Genomic DNA, 24937 nt, shown 5'->3' on the forward strand with positions numbered 1-24937 from the left:
GCCTGCGCGCCTGCCGGTCACTTGAGTACGAGCGAGGTCCACGCCTTGACCCACTGGTCACGGTCGGCGGCGATCCTGTCGGGCGCCATGGTCTCGGGGGCCTTCGCGGCCGGACCGTACTTGGTGAACTCGGCGGGCACGCCCGCGCCCTCGACCACCGGGTAGACGAACATGTTCAGCGGCATGTCCTCCTGGAACTCCTTGGAGACCAGGAAGTCGAGGAACGCCTTGCCGCCCTTGGAGTTCGAGGCGTTGCTCAGCAGCCCGGCGAACTCGATCTGCCGGAAGCAGGTGCCGGCCGCGACGCCGGTGGGCGCGGTGCCCGGCTTCGGGTCGGCGTAGATGACCTCGGCGGGCGGCGAGGAGGCGTACGACACGACGAGCGGCCGGTCGCCCTTGGCCTTACGGCCGCCGGCCGAACCGGAGAACTCCTCGTTGTAGGCCTGCTCCCAGCCGTCGACGACCTTCACGCCGTTGGCCTTGAGCTGCTTCCAGTAGGTCTGCCAGCCGTCGTCGCCGTACCGGGCGGCGCTGCCGAGCAGGAAGCCGAGTCCCGGCGAGGAGGTGGCCGCGTTCTCCGTGACGAGGAGGTTCTTGTACTGCGGCTTGACCAGGTCGGCGAAGGAGGCGGGCGGGGCCAGCTTGTGCTCGCTGAAGTACGCCTTGTCGTAGTTGACGCAGATGTCGCCGTAGTCGACGGGCGTCACCCGGTGCTTGCCGGCGTCGAGCTGGTAGTCGGTGCCGACCCGGTCGAGGCCCTTGGCCGTGTACGGCTGGAAGAGGCCGTTGTCGAGCGCCCTGGACAGCAGGGTGTTGTCGACGCCGAACAAGACGTCGCCCTGCGGGTTGTCCTTGGTGAGGATCGCCTTGTTGACGGCCTGGCCCGCGTCGCCGTCCTTGAGGACGCGCACCGTGTAGCCGGACTGCTTCTCGAAGTCCTTGAGCACGTTCTTGGAGACGGCCCACGAGTCGTGGCTGACCAGGGTGACGGTCTTGGAGTCGGCCGGGGCGCCCGAGGACGACCCGCACGCGGACAGCGTGAGCAGACCGAGTCCGACGGCCGCGGACACGAAGGTCTTGGTGTGCACTGGTGTTTTCCTCCTGGGGTGGACCAGGAAGAGACGCGGCCCCACCCGGTGGAACCACCCGGGCAGGGCACAACAGCTTGAGTGATGACCGAACTTCCTACCCAGAATGACCTGGGCGAGGTTCAGAGGGTCTGCGGCCCGATTGCCGCACTCTCAGCGCTGTGGCGCTCCCCTGTCGGAATATGAAGATGTGTCCAGATCCTACCGCTCGGTCGCCGCCAGCTGACCGCACGCTCCGTCGATCTCCTGGCCACGGGTGTCCCGGACGGTGACGGGTACGCCGTGCGCGGCGATCGCCTCGACGAAGGCCTTCTCGTCCTCGGGCCGCGAGGCCGTCCACTGGGAACCCGGCGTCGGGTTCAGCGGGATCAGGTTCACGTGCACGGGCTTGCCCTTGAGCAGGCGGCCCAGCCGGTCGCCGCGCCACGCCTGGTCGTTGATGTCACGGATGAGGGCGTACTCGATGGACAGCCGCCGGCCGCTCTTCTCGACGTACTCGAAGCCGGCGTCCAGGACCTCGCGCACCTTCCACCGGGTGTTCACGGGGACGAGGGTGTCGCGCAGTTCGTCGTCGGGCGCGTGCAGGGAGATCGCCAGCCGGCACTTGAGGCCCTCGTCGGCGAACCGGTGGATCGCCGGCACCAGCCCGACCGTCGACACGGTGATCCCGCGCTGCGAGAGGCCCAGGCCGTCCGGAGCCGGGTCGGTCAGCGCCCGGATGGCGGTGACGACCCGCTTGTAGTTGGCCAGGGGCTCGCCCATGCCCATGAACACGATGTTGGAGAGCCGCGCCGGACCGCCGGGCACGTCCCCGTCCCGGAGCGCCCGCATCCCGTCCACGATCTGGTGGACGATCTCCGCGGTGGACAGGTTCCGGTCCAGACCCGCCTGCCCGGTCGCGCAGAACGGGCAGTTCATCCCGCACCCCGCCTGTGAGCTGATGCACATCGTCACCCGGTCCGGGTAGCGCATCAGCACGGACTCCACGAGCGTGCCGTCGAACAGCCGCCACAGCGTCTTGCGCGTGGTCCCCTCGTCGGTCGACAGATGCCGGACGACGGTCATCAGCTCCGGGAACAGCGCCTCACGCAGCCGGTCCCGGGAGCCGGCCGGAATGTCCGTCCACTGCTCGGGGTCGTGCGCGTACCGCGCGAAGTAGTGCTGCGCGAGCTGCTTGGCACGGAACGGCTTCTCCCCGATCTCGGCCACCGCGTCCTTGCGCTCGGCGGGCGTGAGATCGGCGAGATGCCGCGGCGGCTTCTTGGCTCCGCGCGGCGCGACAAAGGTGAGTTCTCCGGGCTTGGGCATGGTGGTACCAGTGTCGCAGATCCACTTGGGTGACCTGCGGCTGTCTTCGCCTACGGCTGTCGTCAGCAGGCGTCACCGGTCGTCACCGAGTGGCCTCGCACGGCCCAGAGACGGCCCGTGTGTCGATCACTCGTCATTCTCCCGCCGGGCCCATGGCAACGGAGATCGCTTCTCGCTCGGGTAGGAACGTGATCGGGGCCGAGTACGCGGCCAGGTCGTTCACGCGGACCAGGCACAGCTCGCTGGGTTCGATCTCGGAGCCGGACAGGACCACTTCGGTGCTCTCGACACGGCCCCGGGCGACCCAGTACGGGTTGCTGCTGTTCCGCCAGAGTTCGAACGTCACGGGTTTGAGGTTGCCGCACTGCGCTGATGGTCTGCCTGGACGGGACGGCATGACGGCCGGCGTTTGCGCGATCATGAGCACATGGACTCGTGGATGATCAAACACTTCTCCCAGGCCAACCCGGCGGGAACCGGGCAGGATGACGTGCCTGCGCTGCTCCGTAGAGTCGCAGACTCCATCGAACGCCGCGGCTCGGTTCAGGTTCAGGATCTCGTCATGCATACGGAGATCACCGCGGACGGCCCTTGGCCGAGCCTCACGGTGTACTTCCACGACACCGAAGACTGATCCGGACTTCCCCCGGAGCGCTTTGCCCTTCGTCCGCTTCCTTGTCAGGTCGATCACAGGGGTCTGCCCACGTCGGCCAACACCCCCTGCGCCTTGGTCAATCGTCCGCTGAGGTCCAGCGTCGACCGCGGCCGCTCGTGCCTGACGGTGTCAGCCGCCGCACGCGGTCTCGTGCCACCCCTACGGAATCTGGAGCCTCTCGCGGGCTGCCGCCACCCAGCGCAGGACGCCATGCGATTCCGTGTCCTTGGCCAACTCGCCGGCCTCCTTGAGAAGCGCCACCGCGTCGTCCCACTGATGCTGCTCGGCGGCAAGCTCGGCGAGTGTGATCAGATTTGCCGCAACTCCCGGCAGGAACCCTAGCTCCCGGCGTAGGCGGGTGGACTCCTCGAAGTGTTCTCTTGCCGCGTCAAGGCGTCCGGCCATGTGGTCGGCGAAGCCGAGGTGCCGAAGGACGTAGGAAAGGGTCAGCCGGTCATCGGCCTGGGTGGCGAGGTTGCGGGCCCGCATGAAGGCGGGCAACGCCGTCTCCGTGTCGTCGCGGACCACCTGGTGGAAGGCACCGACCCAGAACAGTGCCTCGCCTTCGCCCCGCACGTCGCCGATTCGCTCATACAGCTCTGCTGCCCGCTCGAACAGTTCGAGCTCAAGGGCGTTCGCTACTCGACTGTCCAGGAAGCGGGCATGTTCTACGCGGCCACGGGCTAGGGCGACGTCTGCCTCAACCGCATCGAGCCCCAGCTCAGCATTGACGAGTGTGTCGCTGTCACCACCGAAGACGGCCCGCTCGTATGAAAGATTTGCCTGCTCGATTCGCGTATCCGCAGTCATGTGGTGATCGTACGATCACTGCTCACCCGTATGGCGAGGAATTACGACCACTCTCCCCAGCTCCCTCCTCGTCTGCCGTCGACCCACACACGTGGAGCGGGCGTGGCCCCAGGCGTCCATGAGGTAAGGAAACCTGTAACAGCTCTCGTCCTACATGGTCATGACGCCGGCCGCACCGCCGCATGGCGTGGCTCAGGTGACACAGGGGAGGACCGTCGCCGGACCGGGTGCGCCGACCGGGCTCGGACGCTTCTCGTGGCGGGATCAGCGGCGGATCCGCGCCCGGGTCACCAGGTCACCAGGTCACCGGCAGCGTTCGCGGGCCGCGGATCAGGCCCTGGCGCTGGAATTCGACCTCCTCGGCGGGGACGGCCAGGCGGATGGCCGGGAAGCGGGTGAGGACCGCGGCGATCATGACCTCGGCCTCCATGCGGGCCATGATGGCGGCCATGCAGTGGTGGGGGCCGTGTCCGAAGGCCAGGTGGGGGCCGTCGGTGCGGTCGAAGTCCAGGTCGTCGGGGTCGGGGAAGACCTCGGGGTCGCGGTTGGCGGCGACGTACGCGTTGTAGACGACCTCACCGGCGCGGATCAGCCGGCCGCCGACCTCGACGTCCTCGACGGCGACCCGCGGGATGCCGACGCCGTTGCGGTGCGGGACGTAGCGGAAGAGTTCGTCCACGGCCTTGGGGAGCAGCTCCGGCTCGCGGCGCAGGCGTTCCAGGTGGCCGGGGTGGGTGAGCAGCGCGTACATCATCGAGCCGCTGTTGTTGCGGACCGCGTGCCCGCCGCTGACCTGGATGGCGGTGGCCAGCGAGATCGCCTCGTCGCCGGTGATCTCGCCGGCCTCGGTGGCCTGTGCCAGGACGCCGGCGAGGTCTTCCCCGGGTTCCTCGCGGCGGTGCTGGAGCAGTTCGGTGATCCGGGCGCGGGTGGTGCGGGCGGCGTCCTTGGCGCGCTCCCCGGAGTCGGGGCCCGCCGACAGCAGGGCCTCGCCGGCCGACGCCCAGCGGTGCCAGTCCTTCTCGTCGACGCCGAGGAAGTCACGGATCACCGCGATCGGGAAGGGGCCGTGCAGGTGCTCCATCAGATCGGCCGGCGGTCCGGCGTCCGCCATGGCGTCGAGCAGTACGGCGGCCCGGCGCTCGGCCATCGGCCGCAGCCGCTGCATGGCCCGCCCGGTGAAGGCGCGGGCGACCACCCGGCGCAGCCGGTTGTGCCGGGGCGGGTCGATGTACTGCAGGCCGGCGGTCTGCGAGGCCACCGGCTCGGGGCGCATGCTGGTGACGTCGCGGCCGACGACCTCTTCCCGGGAGAAGCGGGGGTCGGAGGTGACGAAGCGGCAGTCCTCGTACCGGGTGACGAGCCAGGCGTGGCCCTCGCCGTGCGCGAGCCTGATGCGGGTGACGGGCTCGTCGCGCAGCAGTTCGTCGAGGAACGGGTCGGGGTCGAGGGCGGGCAGATCACCGACGGGCCAGGGCCGCACGGGGGGCGGCGGGGGCGGGGTGGGGGCCTGGGCCGGGTCGAGGGGCATGGGCACACTCCCTGCGCGTCGAAGGACTCACGGCGTCCTCACGGGGAGTCTGCCTCCGGACGGGCGGCGAGGCGACTTCTGCTGCGCCGTCCGGGCCGGGAAGCCGACGGGCCCCCGCCTGCGAGAGGCGGGGGCCCGGTCACGACGGGGGTGCGTCAGCCGCTGCCGACGAAGAGCACCAGCAGCAGCCACACCACCGGAGCCGTGGGAAGCAGCGAGTCCAGCCGGTCCATGATGCCGCCGTGGCCCGGGAGCAGGGTGCCCATGTCCTTGATGCCCAGGTCGCGCTTGATCATGGACTCGCCGAGGTCGCCGAGGGTGGCGCTGGCCGCGACGGCGAGGCCCAGCAGCAGGCCCTGCCACCAGGTGCCGTCGTCGATCAGGAACTCCATGCACAGCGCGCCCGCGGCCATGGCGAACAGCACGGCGCCGACCAGGCCCTCACGGGTCTTGCCGGGGCTGATGCGCGGGGCGAGCTTGTGGGTGCCGAAACGCCAGCCGACCGCGTAGGCGCCGGTGTCGCTGACCACGGTGAGGAGCAGGAAGGTGATCACCCGGCGCGGGCCGTCGTCCGCGGTGAGCATCATGGAGACGAAGGTCGCCAGGAACGGGACGTAGAACGCCGCGAAGAGGCCCGCCGTGACGTCCTTGAGGTAGCCCTCGGGGGGTTCCGTCATCCGCCAGATCAGGACCGCAAGCCCGGTGAGCGCCAGGGCGACCCAGGCTCCCTCGGCCCCGCGGGCGTAGCCGGCGACCACCATCGCGGCTCCGCCGAGCGCCAGCGGGACCAGCGGCGCCTTGATGCCCTTGCGCTCCTGGAGCCTGCTGGTCAGTTCCCACAGACCCACCACGACGGCGACCGCGACGACGCCGACGAAGACGGCCTTGACGACGAACAGGGACGCCACGATCACGACGCCCAGTCCGACGCCGACGCCTATGGCCGCGCCCAGGTCCCGGCCCGCGCTCTTCTTCTGCGGCGCGGGCGCCGGCTGCGGGGCGTCGGGCATGGGCTCCGGATTCTGCGGCGCCGCCGCAGAGGGCAGGGGCTGCGCCGACGAGGTGTCGTTGCGGTATGTCCCGTCGCGGGACGTCCCGTGCTGGAACGTATCGTCCTGGAACAGGGGGCCGCTCAGCCGAGCGGCCCCCCGGTCGTCGTCCTGGTCTCCGCCGTACGCGGGTACGTCGTCGGGCACGATGGGCATGGGGCGAGTCTGCTGCGCGTCATGCGCATCGTACGCGGGACCCGCCGGGGCGGCTCCCTGGACATGACCCTGGCCCCAGCCCTGCGCGTAACCGTGGTCGTACCCCTGGCCGGGAACCTGGCCGTACCCCTGGCCGTGCCGGGAACCGTCGGCGTGACCCGGGCCGTACCCCTGGCCGTGGACCGGACCGTGGTCGTACCCCTGGCCCGGCACGGGACCCTGGCCGTACCCCTGATCGTTCGGTCCCCAGTGGTCGGCCGGTGATCCGGCCTGCGGACCGGCGTGCGGCGGCGCTCCCCAGGATGAGTCGTTCATCAGACTTCGAGAAGCTCCGCTTCCTTGTGCTTGAGGAGCTCGTCCACCTGCGCGACGTACTTCGCGGTGGTGTCGTCGAGCTCCTTCTCGGCGCGACGGCCCTCGTCCTCGCCGACCTCGCCGTCCTTGATCAGCTTGTCGATGGCGTCCTTGGCCTTGCGGCGGACGGAGCGGATGGAGACCCGGGAGTCCTCCGCCTTGCCCTTGGCGACCTTGATGTAGTCGCGGCGGCGCTCCTCGGTGAGCTCCGGGAACACCACCCGGATGATGTTGCCGTCGTTGCTCGGGTTGACGCCCAGGTCCGAGTCGCGGATCGCCTGCTCGATGTTGCGCAGCGCGGTCTTGTCGAACGGGGTCACGACCGCCATGCGCGGTTCCGGCACGGAGAACGAGGCCAGCTGGTTGATCGGCGTCGGCGCGCCGTAGTAGTCGGCCACGATCTTGTTGAACATCGCCGGGTGCGCACGGCCGGTGCGGATCGCGGCGAAGTCCTCCTTGGCGACCACGACGGCCTTCTCCATCTTCTCCTCGGCCTCGAGGAGGGTCTCTTCGATCACCACTTGCTCCTGCGTGTCTTGAGTAAGGCCCGGCTGCGGATCCCGTGCGGGCGGCGGCCGGCTGCGTCGCGTCTTGTTTCCTGCACGGTTCCCGACCGGCAGGACATTGTCCATCCCCCGGCCGGGGTGCGTCAGGCGGTGCGGGTCAGGCCCGGCCGCCCTGGTCACCCACCAGCGTGCCGATCTTCTCACCCTTGACGGCCCGCGCGATATTGCCCTCCACGAGCAGCTCGAAGACCAGGATCGGCAGCTTGTTGTCGCGGCAGAGCGTGATCGCCGTGGCGTCGGCGACCTTGAGCTCGCGGGTGATGACCTCGCCGTAGCCGAGGGAGTCGAACTTGACGGCGTCCGGGTTCTTCTTCGGGTCGGAGTCGTAGACCCCGTCCACGCCGTTCTTGCCCATGAGCAGTGCCTCGGCGTCGATCTCCAGGGCGCGCTGGGCGGCGGTGGTGTCGGTGGAGAAGTAGGGCATGCCCATGCCGGCGCCGAAGATGACCACGCGGCCCTTCTCCAGGTGGCGCACGGCGCGCAGCGGGATGTAGGGCTCGGCGACCTGGCCCATGGTGATCGCGGTCTGCACGCGGCTGTCGATGCCTTCCTTCTCCAGGAAGTCCTGGAGGGCCAGGCAGTTCATCACGGTGCCGAGCATGCCCATGTAGTCCGAGCGGGCCCGGTCCATGCCGCGCTGCTGGAGCTCGGCGCCGCGGAAGAAGTTGCCGCCGCCGATGACGACGGCGATCTCCGCGCCGTCGCGGACGACGGCCGCGATCTCACGGGCGATCTTGTGCACGACGTCGGGGTCCACGCCCAGGCCGCCGCCACCGGCGAACGCCTCCCCGGACAGCTTCAGCAGAAACCGGCCGCGTACTTTGCCGTCGTCGCTCTTCTGAGCCTTGGTGGTCATGGAGATCCCGCCTCTTTCACGTGGTGCACATACGAAGAAGGCCATTGCCGGTGGGGTCGCTTTTCGCTGCCCGTGCGCGGCAATGGCCTCCTCGTCAGATCTGCTGCCGTCCGTCACGACCCTGGGTCTGGCCGGGTACCTGACGGCTGCTGTCGACCGACCCTATCGGGATTTCCCCACGGGTCGCGCGTCGATCGCGGTACGGACTCAGATGCCGACCTTGATGCGCGTGAAGCGCTTCAGGGTGACACCGGCCTCGTCCAGGACCTTCTGGACCGACTTCTTGTTGTCCAGCGCGTAGGGCTGGCCGAGCAGCGTCGCGTCCTTGAAGAAGCCGTTGAGGCGACCCTCGACGATCTTCGGGAGCGCGGCCTCGGGCTTGCCCTCGGCGCGGGTGGTCTCCTCGGCGATGCGACGCTCGGACTCGACGACGTCGGCCGGCACGTCCTCCTTCGCGAGGTACTTCGGCGCGAAGGCGGCGATGTGCTGGGCGATGCCCTTGGCGACCTCGGCGTTCGGCTTGTCCAGCTCGACGAGGACACCGATCTGCGGGGGCAGGTCGGGCATCGTGCGGTGCATGTACGCGAGCACGAAACCGTCGGCGTACTGCGCGAAGCGCTCCAGGACGATCTTCTCGCCCAGGTTGGCGTTGGCCTCGTCCACGAACGCCTGGACGGTCTTGCCGGGCTCGATCTCGGAGGCGAGCAGGGCGTCCAGGTCCGCGTAGGTGGACTTGGTGACGTGCTCGGCGATCGCGTTGGCGGCGGCCTGGAACTTCTCGCCCTTGGCGACGAAGTCCGTCTCGCACTTCAGCTCGACGAGGACGCCGGAGGAGTTGTCGTCGGCGATGATCGAGACGACGGCGCCGTTCTCGGCGGAGCGGCCCTCGCGCTTGGCGACGCCCTTCTGGCCCTTGATGCGGAGCGCCTCGACAGCCTTGTCGACGTCGCCCTCGGCCTCGTCCAGGGCCTTCTTGCAGTCCATCATGCCGGCGCCGGTGAGCTCGCGGAGCTTCTTGACGTCAGCGGCGGTGTAGTTCGCCATGAGTCGTTAAGTCTTTCTCGAAGTCGGGAGATCTGCCCGATCCACGCACCACACGTAGATGTGGAACGCGAACCTATGGGTGAACGGCGGGGGCGTACGGGATGTCGCCGCCCCCGCCGTCAACGCTGACGGGTCAGGCCTGCTCGGCGTCCGCGGCCGGAGCCTCGGCAGCGGCCGGCGCCTCGGCAGCGGCCGGCGCCTCGGCAGCGGCGGGAGCCTCGGCAGCGGCCTCCGCGGCCGGAGCCTCGGCCTGCTCGGCGTCGGCGACCTTCTCGGTCTCGGCGGAGGTCTGGACCTCGGGCTCGTCGGCCTTCTTCTCGCCCTCGAGCAGGTCGCGCTCCCAGGCCGCGAGCGGCTCGCCGGCGGCCTTGTCGCCCTTGCCCTCGGTGGCGACACCGGAGCGGGAGATGAGGCCCTCGGCCACGGCGTCGGCGATCACGCGGGTGAGCAGGGTGACGGAGCGGATCGCGTCGTCGTTACCCGGGATCTTGTAGTCGACCTCGTCGGGGTCGCAGTTGGTGTCGAGGATGGCGACGACCGGGATGTTGAGCTTCCGGGCCTCGCCGACCGCGATGTGCTCCTTCTTGGTGTCCACGATCCAGACGGCGCTGGGCACCTTCTGCATCTCGCGGATACCGCCGAGGGTCTTCTCCAGCTTGGCCTTCTCGCGCGAGAGCACGAGAAGCTCCTTCTTGGTCAGACCGGACGCGGCGACGTCCTCGAAGTCGATCTGCTCGAGCTCCTTGAGGCGCTGCAGACGCTTGTAGACGGTCGAGAAGTTGGTGAGCATGCCGCCCAGCCAGCGCTGGTTGACGTAGGGCATGCCGACGCGGGTGGCCTGCTCCGCGATGGCCTCCTGCGCCTGCTTCTTCGTGCCGACGAACATGACCGTGCCGCCGTGGGCGACGGTCTCCTTGACGAACTCGTAGGCGCGGTCGATGTACGACAGCGACTGGAGCAGGTCGATGATGTAGATGCCGTTGCGCTCGGTGAAGATGAAGCGCTTCATCTTCGGGTTCCAGCGACGGGTCTGGTGACCGAAGTGGACGCCGCTCTCCAGCAGCTCCCGCATCGTGACGACGGCCATGGCCGTATCTCCTTGAATTTCTCGGTTGTGCCGCGGGGACCGGACGGCTCCCGCGCCTGACGCCCGTCTGCGCTGTGCCACGAAGGACCGAGAAGCGCTGACCCAGACCGTTTGACCGACCTGGTGTCGGGGCGTGCGAAGTCGACCCGGTGACCCGGATCGCCAAGGGAAGTGTACGGGACCCGCGAGGCACCGGGTGACGCCGCTGTCCACAACCGGTGAGTAATCCACAGGTACCGGCCATGATCGGCGGTTTGCGGGACGGTTCGGTCATGTGCGTGATGCGACGAACGATGCGGTGGCTGCCGCTGCTCCTCACGGTGACCTGCGCCTGGGTCTGGACCTGGTGCCGGCCGGCGGCCCGGGCGGACGACGCCCCGCCTCCCCCGGCCATGGTCCCGGCGGTCGGCCGGGCCTGGCCGGTGGGGGCACGGCCGCCGGTCCTGCGCGGCTGGGAGCCGCCGGAGACGGTGTACGGCCCCGGGCACCGCGGGGTCGATCTGGGCGCCGCGCCGGGCGCGGAGGTCCGGGCGGTGGCGGCGGGCCGGGTCTTCTTCGCGGGGCCGGTCGCGGGCCGGGGCGTGGTGTCGGTGCTCCTCGCGGGGACGGACCTGCGCACCACCTACGAGCCGGTGACGCCGCGGGTGGAGAAGGGGCAGGAGGTGACGGCGGGGCAGGTGGTGGGCACGGTCGGGCCGGCGGGCCGGCACTGCGGGGCGAGTGCGTGCGTGCACTGGGGCCTGCTCCGCGGCGACGTGTACGTGAATCCGCTGCTGGTGTTGCCGCCGTGGCTGCTGAACGGAGGTCCGGCCAGGCTGCTGCCGGTGCTGGGGGTGCCGGTCCCGGAGGGACGGGGATGAGGAGGGCCGGTCGCGGGCCGCCTCGACGCCGGACGCCGGAGCCGTGGCCCCGGTGCGGCCCGGCGCCGCAGGGGCGCTGTCGTCAGCCCCGGACGCCTCGCAACGCCATGGCCACGGCCGCCTCGGTGATGACCGTGGGATCCTCCGCCGCGCCCAGCTCGATGCGCCGTACCGCCGCGTCGACGACCCCCTGCACCAGCATCGCCGCCAGCCGCGGCTGCTCGTGTCCCAGCTCCGCCAGCGCCTCCACGATCATCGCCACCAGTCCGCCGTGCGCGGCCCGGATCTTCTCCCGGGCCCCCGCGTCCAGCTCGCTCGCGGAGATCGCGACGACCGCGCGGTGCCGTCGGTCGCCGACCAGCGCCAGCTGGTGCCGCACGTAGGCCTCGACCTTGCCCTCGCCGGAGGCCGCGCGCTCCATCGCCGTCTCGACCTCCGCGGCCCACACCGGGAAGTCGACCTCGCACAGTTCCTCGACGACCGCGGCGCGGGAGCGGAAGTACTCGTACACGGACGAGCGGGCGAGTCCCGTCCGCTCGGCGAGCGCGGGGAACGTCAGCGCCTCCGTCCCGCCCTCCGACAGGAGGGACCGCGCCGCGTCCAGCAGGGCGGCTCGCTGCATCGACCGGTGCTCGGCCACGGAGGCCGCTCGAATCCTTGGCACGTCAACCACTCTACGGACGCACCGGGCAGGACGGGAGACAGCACGACCGGGACGCGGGTCACTCCGGCGGTCACGCCCGCGCAGTCCGCAGCTCAGCGGCTGCGGGGCGGCGCTCAGCGGCCGAAACTCGCCAGCTTCGCGCGCAGCTGGAGCACGGACTTGGTGTGGATCTGGCTCACCCGGCTCTCGGTGACCCCGAGGACGTTGCCGATCTCGGCGAGCGTGAGTCCCTCGTAGTAGTAGAGGGTCACCACGGTCTTCTCCCGGTCCGGCAACGTGTTGATGGCCCGGGCCAGGAACCGTCGCAGCTCCCGGTCCTCGGCCACCTCCACGGGGTTGTCCGCGGCGGTGTCCTCCAAGGTGTCCATGACGCTCAGACCGTCGCCGCCCTCTCCCCCGACGTGCAGCAGCTCCTCCAGCGCCACCACGTTGGCCAGCGACAACTGGCTGAAGACGGCGTGCAGTTCTTCGACCTCGATGCCCAGCTCGGCGGCCACCTCGGTCTCCGAGGGCGTCCTGCGCAGCCGGGCCTCCAGCGTGGCGTACGCCCGCTCGACGTTGCGGGCCTTCTGCCGCACGGAGCGGGGGATCCAGTCCAGCGCCCGCAGCTCGTCGATCATCGCGCCCCGGATCCGGGTGATCGCGTACGTCTCGAACTTGATCTCCCGGTCGACGTCGAACTTGTCGATCGCGTCGATGAGCCCGAACACCCCGGAGGAGACGAAGTCGGCCTGTTCCACGTTGGGCGGCAGACCGACACTCACCCGTCCCGCCACGTACTTCACCAGCGGCGAGTAGTGCAGGATCAGCTGTTCCCGCAGCCGGTCGTCCCCCGTCGCCTTGTACGACCGCCACAGCTCGTCGAGCGTCGAGGGAGCGGGCGGCCGCACGCTGCCACCGTCACGGGCGGCTGGGGGGATCGCCGCCCGGTCGGACCCGGAGGTGTGCTGGGGCATTCGTCGCCTTGTGCCGTTCTGCCGTGAAGTGCCAGGAAGTGCCGTGATGTGCGCGGAGAGGACGAGTGGGGGATGTGTGCGGATCGGGTGAGGTGTCGGTCCGGTGTCGGTCGGCGCGTTCTGCGCCAGGGCTTTCGTGAGCGTAGCGTGACTGAGGAGTCGCGGTGTGCGAACACCGAGGCTCCACCCCCGCGCGAACCCCCTGGAGGGCACGTCCGGCCGCGCCCGGCGGATCGCTCTGCGTGATCGGCCCGAAGTGTCAACTCCGGGAATTGGCAAGGGCGTCGGGGGTTCCCCCGGACGGCCGAACACTCTCGGTCAGCACGGACTCCGACCCTCTCGGACCGAGATCATCGCCTGGCGTGTCAACTTCCAGCCGTCGCCGTGTCGTTCGACGTAACCAAGTGCTCGGAGTTCGTACAGCCTGGCGACGGCTTCGTCCTCGGACGTCCGGGCGCCCCGTGCCACCTCTTCGGGTGACGCCGGCCGGTTCCCGGGCAGGGCGGCCAGGACCTGCGCCGCGGCCGGTTCCAGCAGGTCACGCGGGAGGACGGGACCTCGTCTGACCGGTGCCAGCTCGCCCATGTCGCCCACGAGTTCGACGACCTCCGCGGCGTCGGTGACCAGCGCGGCCTCTCCTCTCAGCAGCTCGTGCACCCCGGCCGAGAGGCCGCTGGTGGCGGGTCCCGGCACGCCCATGGTGAACCGGCCGAGCCGCTGGGCCGCCCGGGCGGTGACCAGCGACCCGCTGCGGTGGGCCGCCTCCACGACGACCGTCCCCCTGGTCAGCGCGGCGATCACCCGGTTGCGGAGCACGAACCTGCTCTGCGTCGGATGCTCGCCGGGCGGCAACTCCCCTACCACCAGGCCCTGTTCCGCGATCCTGCCGATCAACTCGGTGTGCCCGCGCGGGTAGGGCCGGTCGACCCCGCTGGCCAGCACCGCGACGGTGGCGCCGCCCGCGCCGAGGGCCCCGCGGTGGGCGGCGCCGTCCACGCCGTAGGCGCCGCCGGAGACCACCACCCAGCCGCGCTCGGCGAGCCCCGCGGCGAGGGCGGCCGCCATGTGCGCCCCGTACTCCGTGCAGGCCCGCGCCCCGACCACGGCGACGGCCCGCAGCGCCCACATCCGCAGGCTGGCCGTCCCCCGCACCCACAGGCCGACGGGACGGGTGTCACCGAGGTCGTCGAGCTGGGTCGGCCACTCGGTGTCACCGGGGGCGACGAAGCGGGCCCCGGCCTGCCGGGCGAGGACGAGGTCGGCGCGCGGGTCGGCCCGCTCCGCCCGGGCGAGCAGACCCGCCCAGCGCTTGTAGCCGACGCCCGGCAGCGGCTCGCCGCCCCTCTTGAGGCGCCGCGCCACCTCGTGCGCGCCCCGCTCCCGGATCCACCGTCCGGCCACCTCGTCTCCTGGCTCCACGACCCGGGCGAGGAAGACCCGGGCCAGCAGGGTCAGCTCGTCGGTCATGTCAGCGCCCCCAGGGCCATCGGCACGCCCCGTGGGACGCCGGTGCGCAGTTGCAGGGCCAGGGCCACGTCCATGGCGTCCGGGCGGTCGTGTCCGACCAGGTCGGCCACGGTCCAGGCGACCCGCAGGACGCGGTCGAGGCCGCGAGCGGTCAGCGCCCCCCGTTCCAGGTTGCGCTCGGCCTCGTCCATGGCTCCCGGGACCGCGTGCCAGCGGCCGCGCAGCTCGCTGCCGGGCACCTCGCCGTTGGTCCGCCAGGGGGTACCGGCCAGGCGGAGGGCCGCGCGCTCCCGGGCCGCCCGCACCCGCTCGGCGACCACCGCCGTGGACTCGCCGCGGACGCCCCGCTCGGTGAGCTGGGCGCGGGTCACCCGGTCCACCTGCACGCGCAGGTCGACGCGGTCGATCAGCGGGCCGGAGAGCCGGGCCTGGTAGCGGCGGACGGCCGAGGGCGGGCACTCGCACAGGGCGTCGGCGAGCGAGAAGCGCCCGCAGGGGCACGGGTTCGCCGCGAGCACCATCAGGAACCTCGCCGGGAACCGCACCACGCCCGCGCTGCGCGCGATCACGACGTGGCCGGCCTCCAGGGGCTGGCGCAGCGCGTCGAGCGCCCGGCTGCCGAACTCCGGGGTCTCGTCGAGGAAGAGGACACCGCGGTGCGCGAGCGAGACCGCTCCGGGGCGGGCGATCCCGGGGCCGCCGCCGACCAGGGCCTGCATGGTGGCCGAGTGGTGCGGGGCGCAGTAGGGAGCGGCGTCGACCAGGGGTTTGCCCGGGGGCAGCAGGCCGGCCACCGAGTGCACCGCGGTGACTTCGAGCGACTCCTCGCGGGTCAGCCGGGGCAGTACGGCCGGGAGCCGCTCCGCGAGCATGGTCTTGCCCGCGCCCGGCGGACCCTCCAGGAACAGGTGGTGGCCGCCGGCCGCGGCCACCTCGACGGCGGTCCGGGCGGAGAGCTGGCCGACGACGTCGGCCAGGTCGTGGCCGTGGTCCTGGTGCGCGGCTCCCGCGCCGTGCAGGGCGGCGGCCGCGCCCGAGCCCGGTACCCGCAGGCCGGCGAGGAGCGGATCGGGGCGCCCCGGGTCGTCGGGCTCCTCGTCGGGCACCGGCTCGTCGGCGAGGATGGCGATGAGCTGGCGCAGGGTGCGCACGCCGAGCACGGAGACGTCGGGCACCAGCGCGGCCTCGCCCGCGGCGCACTCCGGCACGACGACCTGCTCGTAACCGGCGTCGGCGGCCGCCAGCACCGCCGGCAGGGTGCCCCGGACCGGGCGGACCCGGCCGTCCAGGCCCAGCTCGCCGATCATCACGATGTCGGCCAGCACCCTCGGGTCGATCCGTTCGGCGGCCCCGAGCACGGCGCACGCGACGGCGAGGTCGAAGCCGGAGCCCGCCTTGGGCACCGACGCCGGGCTGAGTCCCACCGTCAGTTTCTTCGAGGGCCAGGCGGTCCCGGAGTTCACCACCGCCGCCCGCACCCGGTCCCTGCTCTCCGTCAGGCTCTTGTCCGGCAGCCCCACGAGCGTGAACGCCGCCACGCCCGGCTCCAGGTCGGCCTGGACCTCGACCACCACGCCCTCGACGCCCACCAGCGCCACCGAGCACGTCCGCGCGAACCCCATCTCAGGCCACCCCCCGCGCGTGCTCGACCACGGCCGCGCCGCGCCGCGGCAGGACCACGCCGACGACGTCGATGCGGACGCCGCCCGGCGGTGCTCCTCCGTGGGTGTGGATCCAGTGCGCGGCCAGGCCCCGCAGGCGTTCGGCCTTCCGGGGGGTCACGGCGGCCATGGGGTGTTCGAAGTGACCCGCCCGCCGGGTCTTGACCTCGCAGATCACCAGGACGTCCCCGTCCCGCGCCACGATGTCGATCTCGCCCGTCCTGCCGCAGCGCCAGTTGCGCTCCAGGATCGTCAGACCGGCCTGCGCCAGCCGTCGCGCGGCCAGCGTCTCGCCGTACGCACCGAGTGCCTTGCGTGCCCGATGGGTGTTCATGTCGGCACCACCTCCGGCGCCAACCGTCACGCACCGCCCACCCAGAAGTGGATCTTGGTGGGTTACCCGGTGGTTGTGGACAACTCCGTCACTCGGACGGGTGAGGCTCAGCCGCCCGGGAGCTCCAGATCGGTCTTGTTCAGCTCCTCGATGTTCACGTCCTTGAACGTCAGCACGCGGACCTGTTTCACGAAGCGGGCCGGCCGGTACATGTCCCAGACCCAGGCGTCCGCCATGGACACCTCGAAGAACACCTCGCCCTGAACCGAGTGCACCTGCATCTCGTAGTCGTTGGTGAGGTAGAAGCGCCGCTCGGTCTCGATCACGTATTTGAACAGACCGACGACATCGCGGTACTCCCGGTAGAGCTTCAGCTCCATCTCGGTCTCGTACTTCTCGAGGTCCTCGGCGCTCATGGCATGTTCCCCTTCAGCCGTGCGATCCCACCATTGTGCGCCAGTCCCGCTCGCCCCTAGACGATTTCCGTGTCAAGGGTGACGGGCCTGACGGGGGGACCTTCGTCGAGCAGCCTACGGAACAGCTCGGCGAGTCTGGTCGGATACACCGTCTCACGGGCCCGGGTCAGTTCTCGGCACGTCCACCAACGTGCTCCCGCCACACTGCGCCGCTCCAGCTCGGTCAGGTCGCCGGCACCGGGCGTCACCTCGACCGTACGCGCCGTCCGGGCCAGGTAGTACCACTCGTCCTGGTACCAGCGGCGGCCGGCGAACGGGAAGGAGCACGTCCGGCGCCACAGCAGCGGGCCGAGTTCCACGTCCGTGATGCCGGTCTCCTCGGCGAGTTCCCGCAGAGCGGCCTGCTCACGGGTCTCGTCGCCCTCCAGTCCGCCGCCCGGCGTGAACCACCAGTCGTCCGCCGGGTCGTCCGGTTCGTGGCCGTGCAGGAGCAGGATGCGGTCGTCCGGGTCGAGCAGGACCACCCGGGCCACCTTGCGCGGAGCGCCCGGGACGGCCTCCGGCGGCGCCTCAGCGGGCACCGGCGGCCTCTGTGCGGCCGCGGGTGGGGGAGCGTCCCACCAGGCCGGCGACCGGGCCGTACGCGCCGCCCGCGAGGACCAGCACGGCACCGGCGACGATCATGGACTCGATGAGGCGCACCGGGCCCGGCTGGGAGAGGGCACCGAGCGCCTCGAAGCCGGTCGGGCGCCTGAGCAGGCCCTTCATGGGCCAGACGACGGAGTCCACCCGGGCCGTCACGGCGCTGCGGGCGACGGTGCCCTTCGCCGCGTCCGTAAGGTGGGCGGTGGAGTCCAGGGAGCCCTGGCGCTCGTCGCCGAGGAGGAAGAGACGTCCCTTGGGGACGGTGACGGTCGGGAAGCCCTGGAGCTCGGCCTGGCTGCCCGCCGGCAGGTAGGGCTCGTCGATCTGCTTGCCGTTGACGGTCAGCTTGCCGTCCGTGCAGCAGGCGACGGTGTCACCGCCGACGGCGACCACCCGCTTGACGACGTCCGCGTTGGTGACCCAGCTCGTGTCGTGGAAGACCACCACGTCGCCCCGGCGCACGTCACCGCCGTCGATGCGCTGCCCGAGGACCCGGTCCCCGGCGTCGATCGTCGGCGTCATGGAGGTGGTGGGCACGGTGTACGGCCGGTAGACGACCGCCCCCCAGGCGAACCCGCCGAGGAACAGCACGATGCCGAGGGCGACGGCGATTCCCGACAGGCGGTCTCCGAGCCCGCGGCCGGCCCGCGCCGTGCCGGTACTGCTGCCTCCGCCGCGCGGGGCCGTTCGTATCGTGCTCTCGCCACCCATGAGGCCGCACCCTACCCGGCGGTACCGGGCAGGGGCAGCCCCTCTTCTCCGGCCCTGGTCACAAGCTCCCCAAGGCTTTCACACGGGCAGGTCAGCGCTTGCCCGCGGCGGCCGGGCGCCGCTCGAACTTCGACTGGATCCGCTCGCCCCGCCGGCGGCGCCACACGGCGACCGGCACGACGGCCGCGACGGCGACGCCTTCCGGGGCCACCGACAGGGAGGCCGCGGCCGAGGTGTGCGTGTTGATGCCGCTCTGGTCGAAGGTGTCCGGGACGGGCAGGGTGCCCCAGCGGTTGATCGGCCAGGCCTTGACGATGGCGCGGCCGACGACATCCTTGACCGGGACCATGCCGTGGTGGCTGTCGGACTGGTTGTACCGGGAGTCACGGGAGTTCTGGCGGTGGTCGCCCATCACCCAGATGTAGCCCTTGGGCACCTTCACCGTGAACTGGCCGCCCTGGTCGTCGACGCTGCACGGGGTGTTGCCCGGGTACACGTACGGCTCGTTCAGCGCGTGGCCGTTGACCATGAGGGGGCCGCTGTTCTTGCAGGAGACGGTGTCGCCGCCGACGCCGATGACCCGCTTGATCAGGTCCTTCTCCTCGGCGGACGGCATCAGGCCGATCCAGCTGAGGAACGTCTGGATGGCGTTCGGCTGGGCCGCGGGCTCGCCGGCCAGCCAGTCGTCCGGGTCGTGGAAGACCACGACCTCGCCGCGGTCCGGCTCGGAGCCGAACCACGGGGTGAGCTTGTCGACCAGGACGCGGTCACCCTGCTGGAGGGTGTTCTGCATCGAGTCCGACGGGATCGAGAACGCCTGCACGAGGAACGTCTTGATCAGCAGCGCCAGTACCAGCGCGATACCGATCAGGATCGGCAGCTCCTTCCAGAAGGAGCGGGGCTTCTTCGGTGCGGACGACGCCGAGTCGCCCGCGCCCCCGTCCGTGTCCCCGCCGCCACCGCCGGGGTGAGGGCCGTCCACGGGACCGCCGCTCCCGGCCGGACCACCGTCATAGCCGGAAGGGGAACCACCGTCGACGGGGGTGACATTCTCCTCGGGGCGCCCGCTGTGCTCCTCGCCGTCGTGTCCCGACCGTGCGCCAACCGCCACATCCCCCACGCCAACTCCTTACTCCGTGCCGCCGCCCGCGCCATCCCCGGCGCAGACCCACCACTCCCATAACGAGCGGGAGTTCCGCAGGGCTCGGGAGTTGGATGTATCCGTTCGGATCGTCGGAGGCAACCCTATGCGACAGCCGGGGAGCGGCGGTCGACCCCGACACGGAGTTGGAAACGCTTGCGAAGGTTTTAGGTTCGTCCAGCGAGGCCCAGTGCCCGAACGGCCACCCGATCCACTTGGCCCGGCCCACCACCAGACTCACCGGGACCGTGCCGCCGTAGCCGGTGTCCTGATGGGCCCGTGAGTCGGCTGAGTTGCCACGGTGGTCGCCCATCACCCACAGCCGTCCCTGCGGGACGGTGATGTCGAACTCGGTCGCGGACGGCGCGTTCCCCGGATAGAGATAGTCACCTTCGGTCAGCGGCACGCCGTTGACGGTGACCCGGCCCTGGGCGTCGCAGCACTTGACGCGGTCGCCGCCGACGCCGATGACCCGCTTGATGAGGTCCTTCTCGTCGGCGGAGGGCAGCAGGCCGATGAAGGTGAGCCCTTCCTTGATCTGCTTGACGACGATCGGGTCGTTCGCCTTCGTGGTCTGTTCGCCGTCGAGCCAGCCGCCCGGGTCGTGGAAGACCACGACGTCACCGCGGTGCGGCTCGGAACCGAACCACGGGGTGAACTTGTCGACCAGGACGCGGTCGCCGATACGGATCGTCTCCTCCATCGAGCCGGAGGGGATCACGAAGGCCTGCACGAGGAACGTCTTCAGCACGAGGGCTATCAGGACGGCCACGCCGACCAGCAGCGGTATCTCCCGCACCGCGCTGCGCCGGCGCTTGCGCTTGACCTTGCGCTGCAGCTTGCGCCGCTCGGCGCGGGAGCGGCCGCCGGTCGGTCCGGTGGACCGCCGCAGCCCGGTGGGCAGCAGGTTGGCGGTGGTGTCACTGGACACGCCGCGCGGTTTGCCGCGGTTACCCATGGACCGCTCCCGCCCTCCGCGGCCGCTGCGGGGCCGCCGCGCTCGCCGGCACGCGCGCGTAGGCGGCGGGACGGGTGAGGTGGGTCCGGTGGGCGTACGGCCAGATGATCCAGTCGGCCCGGCCGATCACGTCCCCCACGGGGATCATGCCGCCGCCGGGCGAGCCCAGGTGGTCGCGGGAGTCGCTGGAGTCGCTGCGGTGGTCGCCGAGGACGAAGAGCGTGCCCTCGGGCACCTCGACGTAGAAGGGCACGGTGGACGGGGTGTCCCCGGGGTAGAGGAACGAGGTCTCGTCGACCGGGCGGCCGTTCACTTCGATCCTCCCCTTCTTGTCGCAGCAGACCACGCGGTCTCCTCCCACACCGACGACGCGTTTGATGTAGTCGGCGTCCCCGAAGTACCCGGAGCCGTCGAACACGACGACGTCGCCACGGCGCGGCTGGGCACCGAAACGGTACGCCAACTTGTTTACGAGAACCCGGTCCCCGATCCTCAATCCCTGTTCCATGGATCCGCTGGGAATCTCGAACGGCTGCACCACGAGAGCGTTGAGCACGAGCAGGAACGCCAGGCAGGCGAAGAGGGTCAGGGTGATCCAGCCGCCCGGCAGCCAGTCGGTGACCCGCGTCAGGAACGCGAAACGCGACCGGTCCTCCGTGTCCCCGGGTCCGGGGCCGGAGGAGCGGTCGCGCTCCGTCGGTTGTGCTTCGGTGTCCATCGGAGCCCGATGGTATCCGGCTCCGGTGGGACGCTTTTCCGGCGGCTCGCTCACCGGGGGTTCGCGAGCGCGCGCCGGATCAGTTGTCGCGCTTCTCCTTGATCTTCGCGGCCTTGCCGCGCAGGTCACGCAGGTAGTAGAGCTTGGCGCGACGCACGTCACCGCGGGTGACGAGCTCGATCTTCTCGACGATCGGGGTGTGCACCGGGAAGGTGCGCTCGACGCCGACGGAGAAGGAGACCTTGCGGACCGTGAAGGTCTCGCGGACACCGCTGCCCTGGCGGCGGATCACCACGCCCTTGAACTGCTGCACACGGGAGCGGTTGCCCTCGATGACGCGGACGTGGACGTTGACGGTGTCACCCGGGCGGAAGGCCGGGACGTCGCTGCGCAGCGACGCGGAGTCGACGGTGTCGAGCAGGTGAGCCATTTTTTCTTCTGCTTTCTTCGCTGATGCCACAGGTCATCAACGGAACTAGAGGTTCTCGGGAGGTGGGCCGTGCCGTCGGGGTGGGCGTCGTCTCCCCCTGTGGCAGGGGCGCACACCGGACGGTTCACAGCACAACAGCGGCCTATTCTTCCACGGCGTGGGCCCGGCGCCAAAATCGGCCGTGGGCCGCCCCGTCCGCGTCGGGTTCCCAGCCCAGGATGGAGAGCATCTCGCGGTCCTTCTTGTCGAACGCCTTGGGCTCGCAGCGCTCGATCAGGTCGGGCCGGTGCGCGGTCGTGCGCTTCAGGGCCTCGTCGCGGCGCCAGCGGGCGATCTTGCCGTGATGGCCGCTGAGCAGCACCTCCGGGATGTCACGTCCCCGCCACTCGGGCGGTTTGGTGTAGACGGGACCTTCCAGGAGGTTGGCCATGGCACCGGGCGCGAAGGAGTCGTCGCGGTGCGACTCGGCGTTGCCGAGGACGCCCGGCAGCAGCCTGGCCACGGCCTCGGTCACGACGAGCACGGCCGCCTCGCCGCCGGCCAGCACGTAGTCGCCGATGGACACCTCGTGGACCGGCATCCGGGTGGCGTACTCGTCGATCACCCGCCGGTCGATGCCCTCGTAGCGGGCCGGGGTGAAGATCAGCCAGGGCTGTTCGGAGAGTTCGACCGCGAGGTCCTGGGTGAAGGGCCGGCCGCTGGGGGTCGGCACGATCAGGGCGGGGCGGTGCGCGCCGGTCTCGTAGCCGTCGGCGAGGACGGTGTCGAGTGCGTCGCCCCAGGGGTCGGTCTTCATGACCATGCCGGGTCCGCCGCCGTACGGGGTGTCGTCGACGGTGTTGTGGCGGTCGTACGTCCAGGTCCGCAGGTCGTGCACGCGCACGTCGAGCTGTCCGCGCGCGCGTGCCTTGCCGACGAGCGAGACGTTCAGCGGTTCCAGGTACTCCGGGAAGATGGTGACGACGTCGAGGCGCATCGCTTACGACTCTTCCCGCGCGGACGCGATCTCGGCCCGGTCGTCGATCAGGCCGGGCGGCGGGGTGATGACCGCCCGCTGCTCCTCGAGGTCGATCTCGGTGACGATCTCCTCGACGAACGGGATCATCACCTCGCTGCCGTCGGGCCGCTCCACGATGAACAGGTCCTGCGAGGGCAGGTGCGAGATCTCGGTGATCCGGCCGACCTCGGTGCCGTCCGCGGTGACCACGTCCAGGTCGATGAGCTGGTGGTCGTAGTACTCGTCCTCGTCCTCGGGCAGCACCTCGGGATCGATCTCGGCGATCAGGAGGGTGTTGCGCAGGGCCTCGGCGCCGGTGCGGTCCGCGACGCCCTCGAAGCGCAGGATCAGCCGGCCGCTGTGCACCCGTCCCGTCTCGATGGTCAGCGGCCCCGTCGAGGCGGGATCGGTGGCGAGTACGGCGCCGGGCGCGAGCCTGAGTTCCGGCTCGTCGGTACGTACCTCGACGGTGACCTCGCCCTTGATGCCGTGGGCGCGGCCGATCCGTGCGACTACCAGCTGCACTGTGCCTGTTCTCCTGTTCTGGGACGCGTACGGCCAGCCATACGACTGCGGGCCGGGGACGGCCCAGTGGCCCTCCCCGGCCCGAGCCGGTTGCGATGAAGCGTCAGCGGACGTGATCCACGTCGACGAGGTCGACACGGACACCACGACCGCCGATGGCGCCCACGACGGTGCGCAGGGCGCGGGCGGTGCGGCCGTTGCGGCCGATCACCTTGCCGAGGTCGTCGGGGTGCACCCGGACCTCCAGCACGCGCCCACGGCGCAGGTCGCGCGAGGCGACCTGCACATCGTCGGGGTTGTCGACGATGCCCTTCACGAGGTGCTCAAGCGCCTCTTCGAGCATGGTGCTCAGGCCTCGGTCGACTCGGACTCAGCCGCGGCCTCGTCCTTCTTCTCAGCCTTCTTCTTCTGGGTGATGGCCTCACCCTTGCCCTCGTCGTCACCGCCGAGCGCCTCGAACGTCGGGCGGGTGGCCTTCGGCGCGGCGACGAGCAGCGGCGCCGGGGCGGGCTCGCCCTTGAACTTCTGCCAGTCGCCGGTCTTCTTCAGGATGGCGAGCACGGGCTCGGTCGGCTGGGCGCCGACGCCGAGCCAGTAGGCGACGCGGTCGGCGTCGACCTCCATGACCGACGGGTTGTAGGTCGGGTGGTACTTGCCGATCTCCTCGATCGCACGGCCGTCACGGCGGGTGCGGGAGTCGGCGACGACGATGCGGTAGTGAGGCGAACGGATCTTGCCCAGACGCTTCAGCTTGATCTTGACTGCCACTGGAGTGGGTTCTCCTGGTTTTGACGTGTTTGGGCACGGCGAGATTGCCGCGTGGGGTTGCGGTACCCGAGTGCCCGATGGACGCGTCAGCCGGAGGAGAGAGGGGTCCTGTGCGGCTGTCGAGTACAGCTAGCCATTGTGCCACACCCCGAAGGCCGCTCCGCCCGGCGGCGGGCGCGGGGCGGAGGGCATGCCGCGGGCGCACCCGGCGCGGAGGTGAGGTGCGTCGGGTGCGCTGACGGCGGGCGGCCGGGGTGCGGCGACGGGCCAGGGCTACGACTGCCACGAGCAGCCGTGTGCTCAGCTCGCCGCCGCCCCCACGACCTCCGGGATGCGGAACGGCTTGCCGCAGCCGCCGCACACGATGGGTGCCTGGGCCAGGACCGACGGCACCACCCGGACGTTGCGGCCGCAGTCGCACACCGCCTTGACCCGGACGCCGCCGCCCGAGGAGCCGTGGCGGGCGGCCGGGCCGCGGAAGGTGCGGGAGGTGTCGGCGGAGGTCGCCACCGTGTGGGCCTTGAGCGCGCGCTGCAGCCGCTCGATGGTCGGCCGGTAGCGGCGCTTGGCCTCGGGGTTGAGCGTGACCAGGGAGAAGCCGCTGCTGGGATGCGGCTCGTCGGGGTGGTCCAGGCCCAGCTCCTCGGCGATCGCGAGGAATCTGCGGTTGTGGTAACGGCCGGCCCGCGAGGTGTCGCGCACACCGCGGGCCGCGGCGATGCCGTGGACTGCCTCATGGAGCAGCCGTTCGAAGGAGAGCTCGTGTCCGCACGCGGACGACGACTCTCCGATCAGGGATTCCGGCGCGGCGAGATCCGGCAGCTCGGGGTGGTACCGCTGAATGTCGGCCCACGCCTCTGCCAGCTCCGCGGCGAGAACAGGTGGTGTCTGTGTCGTGCTCACGTAATGAGAACGAGCGGGAGTGCCACTGTGTTCCTATTCCGGGGCATCCCAAATAATTTGCACGTACCCGTCAGTTGGCACTGATGCGTGGAGACGAGCACGGGTGCGCTGATCTGCGGAGAAGCCTCACAGCTCGTACCAAGCCGGTGCGTAGTCTGACGTACGGCCCGACGCCGGTTCCGGCGTAGGGGGCCCGATGGGCGTGACCGGCCGGTGCGCAAGAGGCCTTTCGGTCGCTCTCGTGGCGCAGGACGTCATTTGAGTCAGCGCCCGAAGCGG

General features: G+C 70.8%; 29 protein-coding genes and 1 riboswitch. Of the genes, 2 read left to right on the forward strand and 27 right to left on the reverse strand.

The genetic code is table 11. The features are described 5' to 3' along the window. Positions 1–17: 17 nt before the first annotated feature. From ACIRQ9_RS19785 to ACIRQ9_RS19795, 3 genes are all read right to left on the reverse strand, one after another. Positions 18–1088 (reverse strand): thiamine ABC transporter substrate binding subunit, encoded by a 1071-nt coding sequence (locus tag ACIRQ9_RS19785; protein ID WP_404174664.1) that lies wholly within the window; start codon positions 1086–1088, stop codon positions 18–20. Between the two features lie 76 nt (positions 1089–1164). Continuing rightward, positions 1165–1272: riboswitch (TPP riboswitch) on the reverse strand. 17 nt (positions 1273–1289) lie between these two features. Further along, a complete protein-coding gene (rlmN, locus tag ACIRQ9_RS19790) occupies positions 1290–2396 on the reverse strand; it encodes a 23S rRNA (adenine(2503)-C(2))-methyltransferase RlmN (RefSeq protein ID WP_404174667.1) in 1107 nt (368 codons plus the stop codon). 133 nt (positions 2397–2529) lie between these two features. Next, complete coding sequence (locus tag ACIRQ9_RS19795; RefSeq protein WP_404174670.1) at positions 2530–2742, reverse strand: hypothetical protein; 213 nt, start codon at positions 2740–2742, stop codon at positions 2530–2532. A gap of 81 nt (positions 2743–2823) precedes the next feature. Here ACIRQ9_RS19795 and ACIRQ9_RS19800 point away from each other — a divergent pair, with 81 nt between their 5' ends. Then, the gene (locus ACIRQ9_RS19800) at positions 2824–3030 is read left to right on the forward strand and encodes a hypothetical protein (protein ID WP_404174673.1); all 207 of its coding nucleotides are present in this window, start codon (positions 2824–2826) and stop codon (positions 3028–3030) included. A gap of 180 nt (positions 3031–3210) precedes the next feature. Here the strand turns inward: ACIRQ9_RS19800 and ACIRQ9_RS19805 are convergent, their stop codons facing one another. From ACIRQ9_RS19805 to rpsB, 7 genes are all read right to left on the reverse strand, one after another. Beyond that, positions 3211–3861 (reverse strand): tetratricopeptide repeat protein, encoded by a 651-nt coding sequence (locus ACIRQ9_RS19805; protein WP_404174676.1) that lies wholly within the window; start codon positions 3859–3861, stop codon positions 3211–3213. A 295-nt stretch (positions 3862–4156) separates the two neighbouring features. Beyond that, positions 4157–5392, reverse strand: a complete 1236-nt coding sequence (locus ACIRQ9_RS19810) for a cytochrome P450 (protein WP_404174679.1) — start codon at positions 5390–5392, stop codon at positions 4157–4159. 155 nt (positions 5393–5547) lie between these two features. Then, positions 5548–6912, reverse strand: a complete 1365-nt coding sequence (locus tag ACIRQ9_RS19815) for a phosphatidate cytidylyltransferase (RefSeq protein WP_404174682.1) — start codon at positions 6910–6912, stop codon at positions 5548–5550. After that, a complete protein-coding gene (gene frr, locus ACIRQ9_RS19820; protein WP_132889831.1) occupies positions 6912–7469 on the reverse strand; it encodes a ribosome recycling factor in 558 nt (185 codons plus the stop codon). Before frr ends, ACIRQ9_RS19815 begins: the two co-directional genes overlap by 1 nt. A gap of 145 nt (positions 7470–7614) precedes the next feature. Then, on the reverse strand, positions 7615–8373 hold the full coding sequence (gene pyrH / locus ACIRQ9_RS19825; protein WP_363016140.1) for a UMP kinase: 759 nt from the start codon (positions 8371–8373) through the stop codon (positions 7615–7617). A 207-nt stretch (positions 8374–8580) separates the two neighbouring features. Next, positions 8581–9417 (reverse strand): translation elongation factor Ts, encoded by an 837-nt coding sequence (gene tsf, locus ACIRQ9_RS19830; RefSeq protein ID WP_351323559.1) that lies wholly within the window; start codon positions 9415–9417, stop codon positions 8581–8583. Positions 9418–9550: 133 nt separating this feature from the next. Continuing rightward, positions 9551–10504, reverse strand: coding sequence for a 30S ribosomal protein S2 (gene rpsB / locus ACIRQ9_RS19835; protein WP_404174687.1), 954 nt, complete (start codon positions 10502–10504; stop codon positions 9551–9553). 281 nt (positions 10505–10785) lie between these two features. Between rpsB and ACIRQ9_RS19840 the strand changes: the two genes are divergently transcribed. Continuing rightward, positions 10786–11364, forward strand: coding sequence for a murein hydrolase activator EnvC family protein (locus ACIRQ9_RS19840; RefSeq protein ID WP_404175123.1), 579 nt, complete (start codon positions 10786–10788; stop codon positions 11362–11364). Positions 11365–11446: 82 nt separating this feature from the next. On the opposite strand, the gene ACIRQ9_RS19845 is transcribed toward ACIRQ9_RS19840, so the two are convergent. The 17 genes from ACIRQ9_RS19845 to ACIRQ9_RS19925 all read right to left on the reverse strand — a co-directional run bounded on the left by ACIRQ9_RS19845 (position 11447) and on the right by ACIRQ9_RS19925 (position 24658). Continuing rightward, complete coding sequence (locus ACIRQ9_RS19845; RefSeq protein ID WP_404175126.1) at positions 11447–12004, reverse strand: TetR/AcrR family transcriptional regulator; 558 nt, start codon at positions 12002–12004, stop codon at positions 11447–11449. Positions 12005–12141: 137 nt separating this feature from the next. Next, positions 12142–12984: an RNA polymerase sigma factor WhiG gene (whiG, locus tag ACIRQ9_RS19850; protein WP_351323556.1), complete on the reverse strand. Its 843-nt coding sequence runs from the start codon at positions 12982–12984 to the stop codon at positions 12142–12144. A 318-nt stretch (positions 12985–13302) separates the two neighbouring features. Continuing rightward, the gene (gene dprA, locus ACIRQ9_RS19855; protein ID WP_404174690.1) at positions 13303–14451 is read right to left on the reverse strand and encodes a DNA-processing protein DprA; all 1149 of its coding nucleotides are present in this window, start codon (positions 14449–14451) and stop codon (positions 13303–13305) included. Continuing rightward, positions 14448–16073: a YifB family Mg chelatase-like AAA ATPase gene (locus ACIRQ9_RS19860; protein WP_404174693.1), complete on the reverse strand. Its 1626-nt coding sequence runs from the start codon at positions 16071–16073 to the stop codon at positions 14448–14450. The genes dprA and ACIRQ9_RS19860 overlap by 4 nt, the downstream gene beginning before the upstream one ends. Position 16074: 1 nt before the next feature. Then, entirely contained in the window at positions 16075–16446 is a 372-nt protein-coding gene (locus tag ACIRQ9_RS19865) for a YraN family protein (RefSeq protein ID WP_404174695.1), read from the reverse strand. Between the two features lie 107 nt (positions 16447–16553). Further along, positions 16554–16862 carry a DUF2469 domain-containing protein gene (locus ACIRQ9_RS19870; RefSeq protein WP_008745401.1) on the reverse strand — a complete coding sequence of 103 codons (309 nt, stop codon included), beginning with the start codon at positions 16860–16862 and terminating at the stop codon, positions 16554–16556. A 56-nt stretch (positions 16863–16918) separates the two neighbouring features. Continuing rightward, positions 16919–17443, reverse strand: a complete 525-nt coding sequence (locus ACIRQ9_RS19875) for an NUDIX hydrolase (protein ID WP_404174698.1) — start codon at positions 17441–17443, stop codon at positions 16919–16921. After that, on the reverse strand, positions 17433–18218 hold the full coding sequence (gene lepB, locus ACIRQ9_RS19880) for a signal peptidase I (RefSeq protein ID WP_404174701.1): 786 nt from the start codon (positions 18216–18218) through the stop codon (positions 17433–17435). Before lepB (ACIRQ9_RS19880) ends, ACIRQ9_RS19875 begins: the two co-directional genes overlap by 11 nt. A gap of 91 nt (positions 18219–18309) precedes the next feature. Beyond that, positions 18310–19338 carry a signal peptidase I gene (lepB, locus tag ACIRQ9_RS19885; protein WP_404174704.1) on the reverse strand — a complete coding sequence of 343 codons (1029 nt, stop codon included), beginning with the start codon at positions 19336–19338 and terminating at the stop codon, positions 18310–18312. After that, positions 19229–20317: a signal peptidase I gene (lepB, locus tag ACIRQ9_RS19890; RefSeq protein WP_404174707.1), complete on the reverse strand. Its 1089-nt coding sequence runs from the start codon at positions 20315–20317 to the stop codon at positions 19229–19231. Before lepB (ACIRQ9_RS19890) ends, lepB (ACIRQ9_RS19885) begins: the two co-directional genes overlap by 110 nt. Further along, positions 20310–21035, reverse strand: a complete 726-nt coding sequence (lepB, locus tag ACIRQ9_RS19895) for a signal peptidase I (protein WP_404174710.1) — start codon at positions 21033–21035, stop codon at positions 20310–20312. The genes lepB (ACIRQ9_RS19890) and lepB (ACIRQ9_RS19895) overlap by 8 nt, the downstream gene beginning before the upstream one ends. 79 nt (positions 21036–21114) lie before the next feature. After that, positions 21115–21465 carry a 50S ribosomal protein L19 gene (rplS, locus tag ACIRQ9_RS19900; protein WP_362718966.1) on the reverse strand — a complete coding sequence of 117 codons (351 nt, stop codon included), beginning with the start codon at positions 21463–21465 and terminating at the stop codon, positions 21115–21117. 142 nt (positions 21466–21607) lie between these two features. Then, complete coding sequence (trmD, locus tag ACIRQ9_RS19905; RefSeq protein ID WP_404174714.1) at positions 21608–22441, reverse strand: tRNA (guanosine(37)-N1)-methyltransferase TrmD; 834 nt, start codon at positions 22439–22441, stop codon at positions 21608–21610. A gap of 3 nt (positions 22442–22444) precedes the next feature. Further along, the gene (gene rimM / locus ACIRQ9_RS19910; RefSeq protein WP_404174717.1) at positions 22445–22987 is read right to left on the reverse strand and encodes a ribosome maturation factor RimM; all 543 of its coding nucleotides are present in this window, start codon (positions 22985–22987) and stop codon (positions 22445–22447) included. A gap of 103 nt (positions 22988–23090) precedes the next feature. After that, positions 23091–23330 (reverse strand): RNA-binding protein, encoded by a 240-nt coding sequence (locus tag ACIRQ9_RS19915; RefSeq protein ID WP_005479813.1) that lies wholly within the window; start codon positions 23328–23330, stop codon positions 23091–23093. A gap of 5 nt (positions 23331–23335) precedes the next feature. Next, positions 23336–23755, reverse strand: coding sequence for a 30S ribosomal protein S16 (rpsP, locus tag ACIRQ9_RS19920; protein ID WP_351323544.1), 420 nt, complete (start codon positions 23753–23755; stop codon positions 23336–23338). Positions 23756–24055: 300 nt separating this feature from the next. Beyond that, a complete protein-coding gene (locus ACIRQ9_RS19925) occupies positions 24056–24658 on the reverse strand; it encodes a hypothetical protein (RefSeq protein WP_351323543.1) in 603 nt (200 codons plus the stop codon). Between the last annotated feature and the right edge of the window lie 279 nt (positions 24659–24937).

The organism is Streptomyces sp. NPDC101237 (assembly GCF_044767465.1).
GTDB classification, from domain to species: Bacteria; Actinomycetota; Actinomycetes; order Streptomycetales; family Streptomycetaceae; genus Streptomyces; species Streptomyces gramineus.

Excerpts from the sequence above, each read along its gene's own strand:
- rlmN (WP_404174667.1), bottom strand. The coding sequence starts at position 2,396 with ATGCCCAAGCCCGGAGAACTCACCTTTGTCGCGCCGCGCGGAGCCAAG.
- ACIRQ9_RS19800 (WP_404174673.1), top strand. The coding sequence starts at position 2,824 with ATGGACTCGTGGATGATCAAACACTTCTCCCAGGCCAACCCGGCGGGA.
- ACIRQ9_RS19805 (WP_404174676.1), bottom strand. The coding sequence starts at position 3,861 with ATGACTGCGGATACGCGAATCGAGCAGGCAAATCTTTCATACGAGCGG.
- ACIRQ9_RS19810 (WP_404174679.1), bottom strand. The coding sequence starts at position 5,392 with ATGCCCCTCGACCCGGCCCAGGCCCCCACCCCGCCCCCGCCGCCCCCC.
- ACIRQ9_RS19815 (WP_404174682.1), bottom strand. The coding sequence starts at position 6,912 with ATGAACGACTCATCCTGGGGAGCGCCGCCGCACGCCGGTCCGCAGGCC.
- pyrH (WP_363016140.1), bottom strand. The coding sequence starts at position 8,373 with ATGACCACCAAGGCTCAGAAGAGCGACGACGGCAAAGTACGCGGCCGG.
- tsf (WP_351323559.1), bottom strand. The coding sequence starts at position 9,417 with ATGGCGAACTACACCGCCGCTGACGTCAAGAAGCTCCGCGAGCTCACC.
- rpsB (WP_404174687.1), bottom strand. The coding sequence starts at position 10,504 with ATGGCCGTCGTCACGATGCGGGAGCTGCTGGAGAGCGGCGTCCACTTC.
- ACIRQ9_RS19840 (WP_404175123.1), top strand. The coding sequence starts at position 10,786 with ATGCGACGAACGATGCGGTGGCTGCCGCTGCTCCTCACGGTGACCTGC.
- whiG (WP_351323556.1), bottom strand. The coding sequence starts at position 12,984 with ATGCCCCAGCACACCTCCGGGTCCGACCGGGCGGCGATCCCCCCAGCC.
- dprA (WP_404174690.1), bottom strand. The coding sequence starts at position 14,451 with ATGACCGACGAGCTGACCCTGCTGGCCCGGGTCTTCCTCGCCCGGGTC.
- ACIRQ9_RS19860 (WP_404174693.1), bottom strand. The coding sequence starts at position 16,073 with ATGGGGTTCGCGCGGACGTGCTCGGTGGCGCTGGTGGGCGTCGAGGGC.
- ACIRQ9_RS19865 (WP_404174695.1), bottom strand. The coding sequence starts at position 16,446 with ATGAACACCCATCGGGCACGCAAGGCACTCGGTGCGTACGGCGAGACG.
- ACIRQ9_RS19870 (WP_008745401.1), bottom strand. The coding sequence starts at position 16,862 with ATGAGCGCCGAGGACCTCGAGAAGTACGAGACCGAGATGGAGCTGAAG.
- lepB (WP_404174701.1), bottom strand. The coding sequence starts at position 18,218 with ATGGGTGGCGAGAGCACGATACGAACGGCCCCGCGCGGCGGAGGCAGC.
- lepB (WP_404174707.1), bottom strand. The coding sequence starts at position 20,317 with ATGGGTAACCGCGGCAAACCGCGCGGCGTGTCCAGTGACACCACCGCC.
- lepB (WP_404174710.1), bottom strand. The coding sequence starts at position 21,035 with ATGGACACCGAAGCACAACCGACGGAGCGCGACCGCTCCTCCGGCCCC.
- rplS (WP_362718966.1), bottom strand. The coding sequence starts at position 21,465 with ATGGCTCACCTGCTCGACACCGTCGACTCCGCGTCGCTGCGCAGCGAC.
- trmD (WP_404174714.1), bottom strand. The coding sequence starts at position 22,441 with ATGCGCCTCGACGTCGTCACCATCTTCCCGGAGTACCTGGAACCGCTG.
- ACIRQ9_RS19915 (WP_005479813.1), bottom strand. The coding sequence starts at position 23,330 with ATGCTCGAAGAGGCGCTTGAGCACCTCGTGAAGGGCATCGTCGACAAC.